Raw genomic sequence first — 14,663 nt, 5'->3', positions numbered from 1 at the left:
GTATGACCTTTGCAATCAGTGACGAAGTTCAGCACAAACAGGGCGGACCCACCATGGTGGTGACCGGCTATGCCAGCGGAATGGTAGAGTGTCGTTGGTATGATGGCTACAGTGTACGCCGCGAAGCGTTCCGCAGTGATGAGCTGACGCATCTGTCGGCCGCGCGCCAGCTGGCCAGCTGAGCCCCTCGGGACGGTCAGCGCGCCGTCCCGATGTCATTGTCACTTTTCACGTTTTTCCTGATCTCTGCCTGTACGCCGTTTTCTCGCCTGACTACACTTCTTCAATTCGTTGTTATCCGGAGCCTGGCTACTGATGCCAATCTCGCCACTGTCATCACGCCGCATGACGCCTGCGCTGCGCGTGCATCTCTGTTTTCTGGCGGTCTTTCTCTTTTCACTTTTTCTCACCGTCCATGAAGCGCTGGAATTAAAAAATAATTATCAGCAGCGGCAGCGCGCCCAGCTGTCGGAGATCCAGCGCAGCCTCGACAGCCGCTTTCAGGAGAGTCTGGACGAGCTTAATTACTATCAGCGGATGCTCAGCTACGCGCTGACGCACCCGCTGGACGCGGATTATGGTCAGCACGCCCTGCAGCGTTTTCAGCAGTTGCGCCATCAGCCGGTGTGGCAATTGCAGATCGCTAACCTGCGCAGCATGCCGATTAACGGCGTCAGCGACGAATGGCTGCAGCGTGATGCGCTGCTGCAACGTGATGATACTTATCTGCTGCCCGAGCTGCGCGCTGCGCTGGAGTTCAGCTTTATCATGCAGTTCAGCGATGAGGCGCAGGACTTTCATTCACGCTTCTGGTACACCTCGCGCGCGGGCTATTACATCAGCTCACGTCCGCCGCGCGACGCGCAGGAGCTGGCACAAAGTTACGCCACCATGACGCAGCGACCCTATTTTCGCGACCAGCAGCCGGGCCGGGCGCTGCAGACGCGATGGCACTGGACCGAAGCCTATCAGGGGGAGTTCAACGAAGGGTTGATGCTGACGGTGAGCGCACCGGTGATCGCTCATCAGCACTGGTACGGCGTGTTGTCGATGGACTTCACCCAGCAGCGAATAAATGCATTGCTGCACCAGTCGCGTCACAGCGTGCTGCAGGGCAAGCTGGTGCTCGAAGATCGCGCACTCAACGAGATCACCCGGCTGCCGGCACCGCACGATGTGGCATTGACCCCCGCGCAGCGCGGCCAGCTGATACAGGCGATTCACCAGCAGCCGGCCGGGACACTGTGGCTGGGCAGTCAGCTGGCCAGCTGGGTTAAGTTAAAAAATGTCGATGCCTGGCTAATCAACGTGCAGAGCCTGCGCCAGGGATTGTCGCAGGAGCTGGGGCGGGTAGCGCTGTTTCTGCTGGGCATGTGGCTGCTGTTCGTGCTGTTACTGGCGCTAGCGCATCAGGTGATTTTCCGCCTGGTACGGCGACTGGAAGACCTCTCGGCGCGACTGGCCTGGCGCGCGAATTATGACGGCCTGACGCACCTGCTTAATCGCAGCGCCTTTTTCGACCAGTTTATCGCGCTGGCGCGGCGCTGCGAACAGCAGCAACAGCCGCTGGCGGTGATCCAGCTCGATATCGATCATTTTAAAAAGGTCAATGATAGCTGGGGCCATCACGCGGGCGATCAGGCGCTGATGCGCGTAGCCGGCGTCATCAAACATACGCTGCGCCCTTACGACGTGGCCGGACGCATCGGCGGCGAGGAGTTTTGTATCGTGCTGCCGCACACCACGCTGGCTGAGGCGCAGGGCGTGGCGGAGCGTATCCGCAGCCGGCTGGCGGCCAAAACCATTCTGGTCAACGCCAGCACCACCTTTAGCGTTACGTTGTCAGCAGGTGTCAGCTGCAGTACTGAGCAGGGCAGTTACCATGCAGAAAGTCTGCAGGCGGTAGCGGACCGCCGCCTGTATCTGGCGAAAAGCGGCGGTCGCAATCGGGTATGCGCGGCCGGTTAGACTTTACCCTCGTTATCCTCTTCTACCGCCTGATAGATGCGCTGCAGGATATCGGGGAACGCTGACTGCACGCGGCTCCAGCTGGGGATAAACGGTTTCTCGTTTGGCCGCTCGATGAACGACTGGCCGGCGTCGAGAATCGCCTGGGTGAACATCTCGACCGCCGCTTCTTCAATGTGCTGATCAAACTTCAGTCCGTTCATGGTGGCTTCGTGGTTGTAGATCTCCATCATGTCCAGCGCGTTGCGATAATAGGTGGCCTTCAGCACGCGGAACGAGTCGCTGGTGAGCGGCACGCCCATTGTCGCCAGCTTACGCAGCAGCGACTGCACGATATCGTTACTCATGCGTTTCAGGCCACCGGTGCCGTCCTCTTCCGCCAGCGGCTGATGCTTATGATCGTAGTTGTCCGCGATTTCCACCTGGCAGGTCTGCCGCGTGGTGTAATTGCGATAAATCTCTGACAGCACGCCAATCTCCAGCCCCCAGTCGCCAGGGATTTTGATGCCGTTCAGCACGTGGGTGCGCATGGCAAACTCGCCGGACAGCGGATAGCGGAAACTGGTGAGATAGTCGAGATACTCCGAATGGCCGTAGACTTTCTGCAGCGAGCGCAGCAGCGGGCCCACCAGCAGACGCCCGACGCGGCCATTAAGCTTGCCGTCCGCAACGCGCGCATAGAAACCTTTGCAGAATTCATACTGAAACGCCGGGTTGGCCAGCGGGTAGAGCAGACGTGCCAGCATGCCGCGCTCATAAGTCACGATATCGCAGTCATGCAGCGCCACGCACTGCGAGCGGTCAGAGGCCAGCGTGTAGCCGGTGCAGAACCACACGTTGCGCCCCTTGCCGGGCTGGCTGGGCGACAGGCCCTCTTTATCCAGCTCGGCGTCTAATGCTTTCAGCCGCGGACCATCGTTCCACAAAATGCGGTGGCGCTGCGGCAGGCGCGAGAAAAATTCGCGCGCGAAGAGAAACTGATCGCGATCGGCACGATCGAGGCCAATCACAATCTCCTCCAGATAGGGCACTTTCGCCAGTTCATTGACGATATTATCCAGCGCCGGGCCTTCCAGCTCGGAAAACAGCGAGGGCAGAATCAGCCCCATTTTGCGCTTGCGTGCAAAGCGCACCATCTCTTTTTCCAGCGACTCCACGCTGCGGTGGGTGAGATTATGAAAGTTGGTAATTACGCCGTTCTGGTAAAAATCACTCATCGTCTCATCCTTCTGGTCAGCTGCCGTTATTCAGGTTGGGCAAGAAAGTAATCCAGACCTTCGCGCCAGCCCTCAGGGCCAACGTGTGCGGTGTGGTAAACGTTATGATGATCGCTGCGTTGCAGCACCACCGGGGTTTTACTGAAACCTTTAATCACCACGGCATAATCGACGCGCTCCAGCATCGGCGCATCATTAGGGCCATCGCCCAGACCAATCGTGGTGCGCTTCATGCCTTCCTGCTGCTGCAACTGCTGCAATAACTGTTCCAGCGCCACGCCTTTACCGCTGCCCGCCGGCATCACGTGCCAGAAACGCCCGCCCTGCGTCAGGGCCAGCTGATGCCCGGCCAGCGCCGCGCGGAAGGCGTCGAGCCGTGTTTCATCATCGCGCCATACGATGACTTCAGACGCATCGCGCAGTCGGCTCTGGCTGGCTTCCGTCAGCGTCAGGCCGGTGAAACGGGCCACTTCTGCGTCGCTAAAGTCATGAAAGCCGGTGAATCTAAAATCCGCCTGCAGGGTGCTGAGCGTGGCACAGAGCGCAAGATAATCGGCGCCGGGCTCTTCGGCGATCTGCGCTTCCCCGCCGAAGGCGATCCGGGCGCCGTTTTCCGCAATAAAGGGTGCACCGGCAATGCCCAGCCGCTTCTGCAGCGGAATAATTTCGGCCGCGGTTTTACTCGAACAAATCACCAGCGGAATCTGTTGCTGCTTAAGACGCGCCAGCCACTCGCTGGCGGCCTGCCAGTTATAGTCATGATGATCGAGCAGCGAACCATCGAGATCGGTCACGATCAGCAGGGAGGAATCTAACGGGATCATCAATACACTCCTTACGCCCAAAGGCATCCGTAAAGCGACGTGTAATCAGTATAATAGCGTAATCACGATCACACTTTTCCTTGCCGCCGGCGCGGCCACTATCCAGGATAATTCTTAAAACACCGCCCGGATACCGAAGCGGCTGCACGTTTTGTGCATGCAGAATGTCAGCCGTAGCGCGATGTTTTCGGTAACAGCAGTGCATGATTATGCAGATTTGTTCGAATTGCGTGCAGAATTGAGACTTGTCTTACTTCAGCTAAGGCGTACTCTGAAGCGGTGTTAAGATTTTCCTGGTGTAACGAATTTATTCTTTTTTCAACCCGGCCAGCGTGCCGGGTCTTTTTTTTGAAATCGATTTCAGCGGTTCACTTCAGTGATGGTGAAATCACGAATATCGAGTTCAAACGCCTCGGCCAGTTCGGTGTAAGAGTCAAACGCTTCGCCATTCACCTTCACGCGGTGCGCATCTTCAGCCTGCATAAACTCCTGCACTTCACCTGACGTTTTTTTCTGAATCGCTTCCAGCAGCGCGTCCACGTCGATGTTCACTTCGCGCTGCACGTTATCGCTGTACTCTTTTGCTGTAGCCATGACAGCCTCCCGGAGGCAAACGGATTCCTGACAAGTATAGACGGTGACAGCGGGCGAGGGACGTGGACGGGAAACGGGCAAAAAAAAGCCCGCGCTGCGCGGGCAAAAATCCTTGTTACTTTTAGGTTGACTGCCCCTTTGGGGTTGGTGCAGTGCTGACAAGTGTACGAGGGTGCCGCGTCAAAAGTCTTTCCGGGAAACGTTAAGAAAGTGAAAAGCCCGGCTTTGACACTTCTTTACCCGCTGCATTCCCCATTCTGATGTAAAGCAGCTATGCTTACAGCTGGTTGATTATTATGGTTATCAGGGAGTTAGTATGGATTTAATTCGGATTATTATTGCCATTCTGTTGCCACCGCTGGGCGTATTTTTACAGGTCGGCTTCGGCGGCGCCTTCTGGCTCAACATACTGCTGACGCTGTGTGGTTACATCCCCGGCATCGTGCATGCGGTGTGGGTAATCGCCCGACGCTGATCGCGATCAGGCAGCGCTGACTATCTTCCGTTACACTATGCGCAGGACTGTTTCTGGAGAGAAATCAATGAAGGTCAATGACCGGGTAACGGTAAAAACCGACGGCGGCCCACGTCGCGTCGGTACTGTGCTGGCTGTGGAAGGCTTTAATGAGGGCACCATGTATCTGGTGGCGCTGGAAGATTACCCGCTGGGGATCTGGTTCTTTAATGAGAGCGATCACGCCGAAGGCGTGTTTGTCGAGCCGTATGCGGGGGAAGGGTAGTGTGGTTTTGCGCACAGATTGCTCTCAGGTTGCCCTCACCCTAACCCTCTCCCGCACGCGGGAGAGGGAACCGTTCAGTGCGGATGATTAAAATACATTGTTTGCAGGGCGTTAAGTGAAGACGATATTTAATCGCCGCACGGACGGCCCCTCTCCCGCAAGCGGGAGAGGGATGGGGTGAGGGAAAAATACCGCACCCCAGCTCACTCCTCTTAAAACGTCTCCCAGTTATCATTGCCCGCTGCAGCCAGCGTCGGACGTGGAGCGAGCGCAGGGGCTTTCAGCGCTGGCTGCGGCGCAGCAGCCACCAGTGAGGCCGGCGTATCATTCAGGCGGAACACCGCCACCGCCTGCGTCAGTTTACCGGCCTGATCTTCCAGCGAAGCCGCGGCTGAAGAGGCTTCCTCCACCAGCGAAGCGTTCTGCTGCGTCACGTTATCCATCTCGGTCACCGCCAGGCTGACCTGCTGAATGCCACGGCTCTGCTCATCAGACGCTGCCGCAATCTCGGCCATAATGTCGGTAACGCGGCGCACCGCTTCAACAATCTCGCCCATGGTGCTGCCGGCTTCGCCGACCTGATGCGAGCCGTTACTGATCAAATCCACCGACTCGGCAATCAGCGACTCGATCTCTTTCGCTGCCTGCGCACTGCGCTGCGCCAGATTGCGCACTTCACTGGCGACCACGGCGAAGCCACGGCCCTGTTCGCCGGCGCGTGCGGCTTCTACCGCGGCGTTGAGCGCCAGAATATTGGTCTGGAAGGCGATACTGTTAATGACGTTGGTGATCTCGGCGATTTTCTTCGAGCTGCCGGAGATGTTATTCATGGTTTTCACCACACCGCTCACCAGTTCACCACCGCTGCGCGCTTTGCCAGACGCATCGGCGGCCAGCTGGCTGGCGTGATGGGCGTTTTCGGCGTTCTGCTTCACCGTGGCGGTGAGCTGCTCCATGCTGGCGGCAGTCTGCTCCAGCGCAGAAGCCTGCTGCTCGGTGCGTGATGACAGATCGGTGTTACCTGCGGAGATCTCGCTGGAGCCCTGATAAATCGCCACCGCGCCTTCCCGGACGGTGCCAACGGTGCGCACCAGCGACGCCTGCATCAGCTGCAGGTTGTGCAGCAGGCTACCAATTTCGTTGCGACCATAGGCCTGCTCGGGGGCGGTGAGATCGCCCTGTGCGATGCGCTCAATGCGACCCACCGACAGGCGCAGCGGATTGATCACCACACGGCGCAGGAACACGAAGGTGAGCAGCACCAGCAGCAGCGCGGCGGCAAAAGCCGCAGCCATCGCGATAAAACCGACGCGCGACTGATGTGCCGCTTCGGCGTTAATCGCTTCGGCGCGCTCGGTGCGGATCTTAATCGCCTTCAGCAGCACGGCATTATAGGCATCATCCAGCTTGCGCGTGACATCGGTCTCCTGCGCAACAATCCCCTCAAAGCTGCCCTGTTTCGCCGACTCGATCATCGGCTTCAGGCCTTTATCAATATAGGCGTTGAAGCTGGTGGTGAGCGGACCGTCGAGCGCCAGGTCAGCCGGCGTCTTCATTTTGCGATCCATATAAATTTTGAAGCCCTCGCGCGCCTGCTTAATGCGCGTTTCGGTGCGCGCCAGATCGGCACGATAGCCATCCATTTCACCGATGCGCGCCGCCGCGCCTGACTGCAGCACGTTCAGGCGTGCGGTTCGCAGATGGTTTGAGCTGTTAGAAATGCCCATGCGCACCTGAATCTCATCGGTGGCGTCATTGAGGGAATTATTACTCTGAATCAGAAAGTAGCTGGCGAGTCCAATGCACAGGGCAAAAAGCAGCAGAATGCCACCAAAGATCATGCTGAACAGAGGCATCAGGCGTAGGTTTTGCCAGATGCTGAGCTTATGTTGCTCATCTATCGATGCTGTTTTCATTTCCTTGCTCTCATAGTGGTAAGGGGTTCTGAAAACAAGCATCGGCAGCAGGGGATAAAGGCTTAGCGGGGAAGTGGGATCGCGCTCGCAAAACGCTTAAAAATAATCAAGGCCAGTCGCGGGGACTGGCCTTGACCACAAAGCGTATTATCGTTGGGTGAAATTATCGCACGTTGACATAAATGCCCGAGGTAACATTATCTGTCAGGCGCACCACATGATAAATAACCTGTTTATTATGCGTTTTAATTTTGCGTTTAATATTGCCTTTATGTGAAGAAACAGTTTTCGCTTTGATTTGCATCTTATCCGAAATCTGAATGGTGTCATGACCTGACATCCACATCTTCAGCATATTCGATTCAGTCTGGCTCAATGTCAGTGGATGAATGTCCAGCCCGGCAGAAATGCGCGGTGACGCATTGAGTTTCTTTTGCAGGTAGGTGCCCAGCAGGGAGTCCAGCGTCGATGTTTTTATCGATTTTGATGTAATAATCAGGTTCTTACGAACGTAGAGGTATTCCTCAAAATGGATATTCGAGATCGCCATAAAAATAAAGAATAGCGTATCCGGATGCTGCATGATAATAGAACGAATGCGATCGCTGGAATCGGATTCATGAATAAAGCATTCTTCGTTAATAAATACTACGCCCGGTTTTAATTGCTCACACCGTTGTTGCAATTGTTCGATGTCAGACACGGAAGTAATATTTTTCTTTTTGACTCCTTTTGCCGACATATAGTCTGACAAACCCAGGCGTGTGTAGTTACATGAATCCATAATAATCGTTGGCATTATAGCGACCCTCACCAATTTGTTATCCGTTTAAATCAACGATGAATACGCGTTTGCGGTACGAGAGAGATTTCCAAAGACACTTTTTTATTCTGCTCGGCAGACTGGCGTAATGCATTCCTGCGCCATCTTGACTCGTCCCTGACCCGTTCTGCGAAGTTTATTGTGTTACTTCCACGTCACTCTTGTCCCCGCGATAGTGGGAATCGCCGGGAATTTGGTTTATGTGTTTCTTTCGCTCTGTTTTGAGAGCCATGTCACTATCGCGCAAGTCACAGACAAATCTGATAGGACAATTCTTAAAAACATTTGAATCGCGAAAGTGTGACGTTTCAGCGAGTGTTGACAATGCCGGAAAAAAGGGATTTAGACAAGAAAAATCGCTGTAATATTTTTTTTGTTTAAAAACAGCCCTTTGAGCATTTTATCAACCGATTCACCGGCTTAACCGGCTTAGGAATCGTCTGACTAAAATACGCGAAGCGCCGTTTAATAAGAATAATTTTCACCATAAATGCGCATTTATCAGAATATCCTCAGTTGATTTCTGAAAAATATGGTTCGAAAAATGCACAGAATGTTTTTGATTACTTAACTATCGTATAAGAAGGTTAACAGTATCGTTAATCAACGGGCAGGGGAAAGTTCTGATACAAACTGCGCGAGTAAATCAAAGACTTCACCGAACAGATGTTCACAGAAAGGTGCAAGCAACGGCATCATCATACCCAGACTCAGGATCCCTACCGTTAAGGTGATTGGGAAGCCGATGGCGAAAACCGACAGCTGAGGTGAAACGCGGTTTAACAAACCTAGTGCCAGGTTTAGCGTGAGGAGCAGAATTATTAAGGGTAGCGCTAACATCATGCCATTAAGGAAAATTAAGCTGGCGGCTTTGGTCAGCGCCATGAAGGCGTTGGCGTTGAGTGGCTGATCGTTAATCGGCAATGTGTGAAAACTGTCCACCAGTAACGAGATCAACCACAGGTGACCGTTGAAGGTCAGGAATAGCAGCATCGCCAGCATGTCGAGAAAACGGGCCAGCAGCGGCATGTTGATCCGGCTGTTCGGGTCAAGCAGGGTGGCAAAAGAGAGACCCATCTGCAGACCAATCATCTCACCGGCCAGCCGCACGGCAGAAAAAGCCAGCTGCATGGTCAGACCAATCCCCACGCCAATCAGCAGCTGCTGCACCAGCATCCAGAAACCGGCCGGAGTAAACAGCGTCACTTCGACCGGCGGCAGCAGCGGCATCAGAATCCAGGTGGTGACTACCGCCAGTCCAATTTTGACCCGTTTTGGAATCGAACGTTCATTCAGCAGCGGCGCGCTGGCAAACAGCGCCAGCAAACGCACCATCGGCCAGAAGAATTGCGCCACCCATTGCACCAGCTGGCTACTGTCGAGGGTGACCATTAGCCGATGATATAAGGCAGGTTGCTGAACAGGGTACGGATGTAGTCCAGCATCAGGTTAAGCATCCACGGTCCGGCCACCACGGCGGTGGCCGCAACGGCAAGAATTTTCGGGATAAACGACAGTGTCTGTTCGTTAATCTGCGTTGCCGCCTGCAGAATACTGATCAGCAAACCGCTCACCATCGCCACCAGCAGCAGCGGAGCGGCCATCATCAGGGCGATACGCATCGCTTCCTGGCCCATTACCATTACCGATTCCGGTGTCATGTTGCGCTCCTGTCGAGAGAAAGGTGAGGGCGGAAAGCCACTCAGGAGTAAAAACTTTGCGCCAGCGATCCCACCAGCAGCTGCCAGCCATCCACCAGCACGAACAGCATCAGCTTAAACGGCAGCGAAATCGTGGCCGGCGGCACCATCATCATCCCCAGCGCCATCAGTACGCTGGCGACCACCAGGTCGATGATCAGAAACGGTATAAAAACGGTGAAACCAATCTGGAAAGCGGTTTTCAGCTCGCTGGTGACATAGGCGGGCAGCAGAATACGCATCGGCACCGCTTCCGGACCCTGAATCGGCGCGCTGTTGGCGAGACGGGCGAACAGGGCCAGGTCGGCTTCACGCGTCTGGCGCAGCATGAACTCACGCAGCGGCTGGGCACCTTTGTCGATCGCCACGTCCATGCTGATTTTGTCCTGGCTGAACGGCAGATAGGCATCGGTGTAAATCTTGTCGAAGGTCGGCGCCATGATAAAGAAGGTCAGAAACAGCGCGAGACCCAGCATCACCTGATTCGGCGGCGCGGACGGCGTGCCCAGTGCGTTACGCAGCAGACCAAACACAATAATGATGCGGGTGAAACTGGTCATCATCAGCAACACCGCCGGAATAAAGGTCAGCGAGGTAATGAAGACCAGCGTTTGCACCGGCAGCGACCAGCTCTGGCCGCCATTGGCCAGCGGCTGGCTGATCAAACCCGGCAGCTGCGCATGGGCAGCCGGTGCCAGCAGCATCAGCAGCGGCAGAAGAGGGAGCAATCGACGCATCATTGGGGTTTTCCGGGACGTTTAACCAGGTTCTGAAACAGCTGACGAAAATCCTGCGGCGCCGCGCTGACGGGCAGGGATGCTTCCGGTGGCAGCGGCGGCAGCGAGTGCAGATGCGTGATCTGCTGAGCGGTGACGCCCAGCACTAAACGCGCATCGGCGGTATCAACAATCACCACCCGCTCCTGACGGCCAACCTGCACGCTGGCGCTGACTTTCAGCGCCTGGCCACTCACCGCTTTCGGCGCAAAGCCGAGGCGTTTTGCCAGCCAGCCGCAGGCCAGAATCAGCAGCACGATCACCGCCAGCACGCTGCTGACTTGCCCAACGACCGAACTGGTGGACACCACCGGCTGGGCGTGAGCGGGCTGAACGGTTTGCGCGTTTTTTAACATGATTAGCGGCTCAGACGACGCATACGTTCGGACGGGGTAATAATGTCGGTGATGCGCACGCCATATTTGTCGTTCACCACCACCACTTCACCCTGCGCGATCAGATAGCCGTTGATCAGGATGTCCAGCGGCTCGCCGGCCAGGCCGTCAAGCGCCACCACCGAACCCTGCGTCAGGCGCAGCAGCTCTTTGATGGTCATCTTGGTACGGCCCAGTTCCACGGTCAGTTTGACCGGGATATCCATGATCAGATCGATGTCCTGCAGCGAGCCGCTGGCGGCGCTGGCCTCAAGCGACTTAAATACGTTATCGCCTGGCTCCGCCGCACTGCTGGTCGCCGCCTGCTCGTTCATCGCTTCAGCCCACAGATCGTCCGCAGAGATATCATCGGACGGTTTTTTGCTGTCACTCATTGGGCTGTTCCTCATTCAGCGAATTCAAAATCGGGTTAATCAGATGTTCTACACGCAGCGCATACTGGCCGTTGAGCGTGCCATACTGGCTCGTCAGTACCGGTACGCCGTCGACGTGGGCAATGATGCGGTCCGGCTTCTCAATGGGCAGGACGTCACCAGGTTTCAGTTGCAAAATACGTGACAGACGCAGCGACGTTTCAGCGAAGTGGGCAATCAGCTCCAGCTCCGAGTGCTGCACCTGTTTCACCAGATTGTCGCGCCAGTGGTTATCTTCCTGACGCGAGTTCTCCAGCGGTGGATTGACCAGCAGCTCGCGCAGCGGCTCAATCATCGAAAACGGAATACAGATATTGAACTCACCCACCAGGTTGCCAATCTCCACCTGGAACGGTGTGTTGACCACGATATCGTTCGGTGAGGTAGTGATGTTGGTGAACTTCACCTGCATTTCAGAACGCACGTATTCCACTTCCAGCGGATAAATGGCTTTCCATGCGTCGCTGTAGCCTTCCAGCGCCAGCTTGAGCATGCGGCGAATCACGCGCTGCTCGGTGTGGGTGAACTCACGGCCTTCCACTTTGGTCGGAAAACGACCGTCGCCGCCAAACAGGTTATCCACGGCGATAAACACCAGGCTCGGCGAGAACACCACCAGCGCAGTCCCCCGCAGCGGCTGCAGGTGAATCAGGTTCAGGTTGGTTGGCACCGGCAGGTTGCGGGCAAACTCATGGTACGGCTGAATCTTGATTGCCCCAACGCTGATATCCGGGCTGCGGCGCAGCAGGTTGAACAGCGCCATACGGAAATGACGGGCAAAACGCTCATTGATGATCTCCAGCGCCTGCAGACGCTCGCGCACCACGCGACGCTGGGTATTGGGATCATAGGGGCGGATATCGCCATCGGCCCCTTTGGAACTGTTCTCTACTTCCGCACTGTCACTGTCGCCATTGAGCAGCGCGTCAATCTCAGCCTGGGAGAGAATGCTATCGCCCATTAAGTCACCTCAAAATGAAGGCGGTAAACAGCACGTCACTGACTACCTGCGCAGGTTGACCTTTTACCAGCGGTGGCGCCAGCACCTGTTTGATCTGTTCAACCAGGGCCTGTTTGCCTTGCTCGGTTGCCAGCGCGCTGGCGCTCTGACGTGAAAGCAGCAGCAGCAAACGGCTGCGCACCTCAGGCAGGTAGTCATTCAGCCGACGACGGGTATCCTCATCCGGCAGACGCAGGGTAAAGCCAACGTACAGCACGCGATCGGGATCGTTGTCGGGATTGACCAGGTTAACCGTAAACGTATCCATTGCAAAAAATACCGGGGCGGGCGGCGGCTCCACTTTGGCAGCCTCCGGCTTGTCACCCTCGTGTTTATTCATCATTCGCCAGACTGCATAGCCTGCCACGCTGCAAGCGGCCAGCGTTACAATCAGTAACACCGGAATTAGTAATGAACGTTTGCGGCCTTTAGCTTTCGCGTTATCAGACATGTTTGCAGTTACTTCCTGTGAATTATGGGCAAGCCTCTCGGCTTACCTGGACAGATTATCCCGCGTCTTAAGTCAAACAATGGGAAGAAAAGACGCGGGTTTTACGCTTACCTTCAGCGTTTAGTCGCTGTCAGGCAAAGATATCGACAGCGCCGTTGCCGGTCGCGCGCGCCTGGAGGGCTGCCGGGACGGCAATAGGCGTTATCTCGTTGTCACTGTCCTGGGAGAGGGTAAAGCTGCCGTACTGGCCGTCGCGACGTCCTTCCTGCTGGCCCTGATAACTCTGGCCCTGTGCGAAGGCGTCGCTGTTGACGTTACTCTGTCCGAGGTTAATGCCGCTCTCCGCCAGCGCCGTACGCAGCTGTGGGAGCGCCGCTTCCAGCGCGGCCCTCACATGGCTGTGGCTGGAAACCATTGTTAACTGTGCCTGATCTTTATCCAGCGTCAGGCTGATCTGTATCGCGCCGAGGTCTTCCGGATGCAGACGTAATTCGGCGTTCTGCTGGCCGTTACGGCTGAACATCACAATCTGCTGGCTCAGCGCCTGCTGCCACTCGTTGCTGCCCAGCTGCGCATTCAGCATCGGCGTGGAAGGCGCGCTGCTGGTGCTGGCCGTGGTGCTGACCAGCGGACTGGTACTGCTCAGCGGGCTGCTGATGGCCGGCGCGCTGCTGTCATGGCTGCTGAGCATCTCGCGCCGCTCTTCCGGTTTGCTCAGCGTGCTCAGCACCTGCTGAAAACTCTCATCCAGCGTCATACCGCTGTTGCTGGCCGGCGTGCCGCTGGCGGCAGCGCTCTGCACCGGGTTATGGCTGACACCGGTCTGGCTGGTAAGCACATCGCTGCCTTTAGATGGCTGGCTATCCGGCTTCGCCTGTTCCTCTTTCAGCGCACTTTGCAGCGAACTGTTAAGTAACGCAGCGTTTAAGCTGGTGCGCGCCTCACCCCGGGTTTCCAGCGCGGTGCTGTTATCCGCTGGCGGGTTGCTGCGGTTTTCGACCACCGCTGGCAACATGGCAAACAGTGCCTGCACATTCTGTAAGTCGCTGGCAGTTAACGAACTTGCTGCGCGCTTGTCATTATCATCGGCTGATTTCAGTCCGGCTTTAGTGTTTTCCGGCTGTAAAAGTGCGTTTAACGCCTCTGGTTTGTCCAGTGCCTGCAGCAGGGCGCTTAATGACGCTTTTGTGACGTTTTTCGCGTCAATTTCTGCCGCCAGATCAGCGGATTGCGCGCCATTTCCCTGCTGCTTAACCAGCGTCAGCAGGCGGTTGCCCAGCTCGGTAATAAATCCCTGCGGCAGGGTGTCAGCAGCGGACAGATTGTCCACTGCCGCTGAAGGTTGTGCTTTGCCGGTTTTAGCAAGCTGTGTCAGCAGTGTTGGCAGCGTGTTCATTCGCCTTTCCTCAATGCGGCCCGTTGGGCAAATTCATCCATCCGTTTCTGATCGAGACGGCTTTCCTGTCGTAATGCGTTCTCTTCCGCGCGGGTAATCAGCGTCTGATAGGCATTCAGCTTCTTATGCTTTTCACGCCAGTTGCTCAGCGCCTGTTCCAGCCGCTGGTTCCACTGATTAAGCTGCTGGCGATGCTGTTCGATGGCTTTTTCCAGCGTCTGAATAAACTGGTGATAATTACTCCAGCGCGTGCTGGCGATGCCGCCGGACATATCCTGATTGAGCTTGTTACGGTACTCATCCTGGTAATCGAGCAGCATGCTGAGCTGCTGATCGGCCTGCTGCTGACCGCGACGCATGTCGCCGAGGTGGATCACCGCCTGTTCCAGATCCTGCTCCGCCAGGTCGCGCAGCGTATCAATCGCATTGGCTGTCTTCATCGCGTTACCT

18 protein-coding genes are annotated in these 14,663 nt (G+C 56.1%); 4 read left to right on the top strand and 14 right to left on the bottom strand.

Going from position 1 to position 14,663, the window contains the following annotated elements; all coding sequences use genetic code 11:
- The first annotated feature begins 2 nt into the window (after positions 1–2).
- Positions 3–182, top strand: coding sequence for a YodC family protein (locus CBW22_RS13465; protein ID WP_010618657.1), 180 nt, complete (start codon positions 3–5; stop codon positions 180–182).
- Between the two features lie 133 nt (positions 183–315).
- Positions 316–1,968: a cellulose biosynthesis regulator diguanylate cyclase DgcQ gene (gene dgcQ / locus CBW22_RS13460; protein ID WP_088516932.1), complete on the top strand. Its 1,653-nt coding sequence runs from the start codon at positions 316–318 to the stop codon at positions 1,966–1,968.
- On the opposite strand, the gene CBW22_RS13455 is transcribed toward dgcQ, so the two are convergent.
- The 3 genes from CBW22_RS13455 to CBW22_RS13445 form a co-directional block, all read right to left on the bottom strand.
- The gene (locus CBW22_RS13455; RefSeq protein WP_058757388.1) at positions 1,965–3,185 is read right to left on the bottom strand and encodes a hypothetical protein; all 1,221 of its coding nucleotides are present in this window, start codon (positions 3,183–3,185) and stop codon (positions 1,965–1,967) included. The two genes, dgcQ and CBW22_RS13455, sit on opposite strands and share 4 nt — an antisense overlap.
- A 26-nt stretch (positions 3,186–3,211) precedes the next feature.
- On the bottom strand, positions 3,212–4,009 hold the full coding sequence (locus tag CBW22_RS13450; protein WP_088516931.1) for a mannosyl-3-phosphoglycerate phosphatase-related protein: 798 nt from the start codon (positions 4,007–4,009) through the stop codon (positions 3,212–3,214).
- A 360-nt stretch (positions 4,010–4,369) separates the two neighbouring features.
- Positions 4,370–4,603: a YodD family protein gene (locus tag CBW22_RS13445; RefSeq protein WP_058757390.1), complete on the bottom strand. Its 234-nt coding sequence runs from the start codon at positions 4,601–4,603 to the stop codon at positions 4,370–4,372.
- Between the two features lie 316 nt (positions 4,604–4,919).
- Here CBW22_RS13445 and CBW22_RS13440 point away from each other — a divergent pair, with 316 nt between their 5' ends.
- Complete coding sequence (locus tag CBW22_RS13440; protein WP_021509855.1) at positions 4,920–5,078, top strand: YqaE/Pmp3 family membrane protein; 159 nt, start codon at positions 4,920–4,922, stop codon at positions 5,076–5,078.
- Positions 5,079–5,145: 67 nt separating this feature from the next.
- Complete coding sequence (gene dsrB / locus CBW22_RS13435) at positions 5,146–5,343, top strand: protein DsrB (RefSeq protein WP_010618650.1); 198 nt, start codon at positions 5,146–5,148, stop codon at positions 5,341–5,343.
- A gap of 212 nt (positions 5,344–5,555) precedes the next feature.
- On the opposite strand, the gene CBW22_RS13430 is transcribed toward dsrB, so the two are convergent.
- From CBW22_RS13430 to fliJ, 11 genes are all read right to left on the bottom strand, one after another.
- Entirely contained in the window at positions 5,556–7,259 is a 1,704-nt protein-coding gene (locus CBW22_RS13430; RefSeq protein ID WP_021509857.1) for a methyl-accepting chemotaxis protein, read from the bottom strand.
- 163 nt (positions 7,260–7,422) lie between these two features.
- Positions 7,423–8,058 (bottom strand): transcriptional regulator RcsA, encoded by a 636-nt coding sequence (gene rcsA, locus CBW22_RS13425; RefSeq protein WP_021509858.1) that lies wholly within the window; start codon positions 8,056–8,058, stop codon positions 7,423–7,425.
- 627 nt (positions 8,059–8,685) lie between these two features.
- Positions 8,686–9,474, bottom strand: a complete 789-nt coding sequence (gene fliR, locus CBW22_RS13420; protein WP_088516930.1) for a flagellar biosynthetic protein FliR — start codon at positions 9,472–9,474, stop codon at positions 8,686–8,688.
- Entirely contained in the window at positions 9,474–9,743 is a 270-nt protein-coding gene (fliQ, locus tag CBW22_RS13415; protein ID WP_010618647.1) for a flagellar biosynthesis protein FliQ, read from the bottom strand. Before fliQ ends, fliR begins: the two co-directional genes overlap by 1 nt.
- A 41-nt stretch (positions 9,744–9,784) precedes the next feature.
- A complete protein-coding gene (gene fliP, locus CBW22_RS13410; RefSeq protein ID WP_031280176.1) occupies positions 9,785–10,519 on the bottom strand; it encodes a flagellar type III secretion system pore protein FliP in 735 nt (244 codons plus the stop codon).
- Positions 10,519–10,914 carry a flagellar biosynthetic protein FliO gene (fliO, locus tag CBW22_RS13405; protein ID WP_058757392.1) on the bottom strand — a complete coding sequence of 132 codons (396 nt, stop codon included), beginning with the start codon at positions 10,912–10,914 and terminating at the stop codon, positions 10,519–10,521. Before fliO ends, fliP begins: the two co-directional genes overlap by 1 nt.
- A 2-nt stretch (positions 10,915–10,916) precedes the next feature.
- Positions 10,917–11,327, bottom strand: a complete 411-nt coding sequence (gene fliN / locus CBW22_RS13400) for a flagellar motor switch protein FliN (RefSeq protein ID WP_021509862.1) — start codon at positions 11,325–11,327, stop codon at positions 10,917–10,919.
- Positions 11,320–12,327 (bottom strand): flagellar motor switch protein FliM, encoded by a 1,008-nt coding sequence (gene fliM, locus CBW22_RS13395; protein WP_021509863.1) that lies wholly within the window; start codon positions 12,325–12,327, stop codon positions 11,320–11,322. The genes fliN and fliM overlap by 8 nt, the downstream gene beginning before the upstream one ends.
- 4 nt (positions 12,328–12,331) lie before the next feature.
- Positions 12,332–12,817: a flagellar basal body-associated protein FliL gene (gene fliL, locus CBW22_RS13390; protein WP_021509864.1), complete on the bottom strand. Its 486-nt coding sequence runs from the start codon at positions 12,815–12,817 to the stop codon at positions 12,332–12,334.
- 130 nt (positions 12,818–12,947) lie between these two features.
- Complete coding sequence (locus CBW22_RS13385) at positions 12,948–14,213, bottom strand: flagellar hook-length control protein FliK (protein ID WP_088516929.1); 1,266 nt, start codon at positions 14,211–14,213, stop codon at positions 12,948–12,950.
- Positions 14,210–14,653 (bottom strand): flagellar export protein FliJ, encoded by a 444-nt coding sequence (fliJ, locus tag CBW22_RS13380; protein ID WP_021509866.1) that lies wholly within the window; start codon positions 14,651–14,653, stop codon positions 14,210–14,212. The genes CBW22_RS13385 and fliJ overlap by 4 nt, the downstream gene beginning before the upstream one ends.
- Positions 14,654–14,663 lie beyond the last annotated feature (10 nt).

Source organism: Pantoea sp. VS1 (assembly GCF_002207995.1).
Classification (GTDB): domain Bacteria; phylum Pseudomonadota; class Gammaproteobacteria; order Enterobacterales; family Enterobacteriaceae; genus Pantoea; species Pantoea dispersa.
Note: the sequence above shows the minus strand (reverse complement) of the source record. Positions and strands in the feature narration are given on the sequence as shown.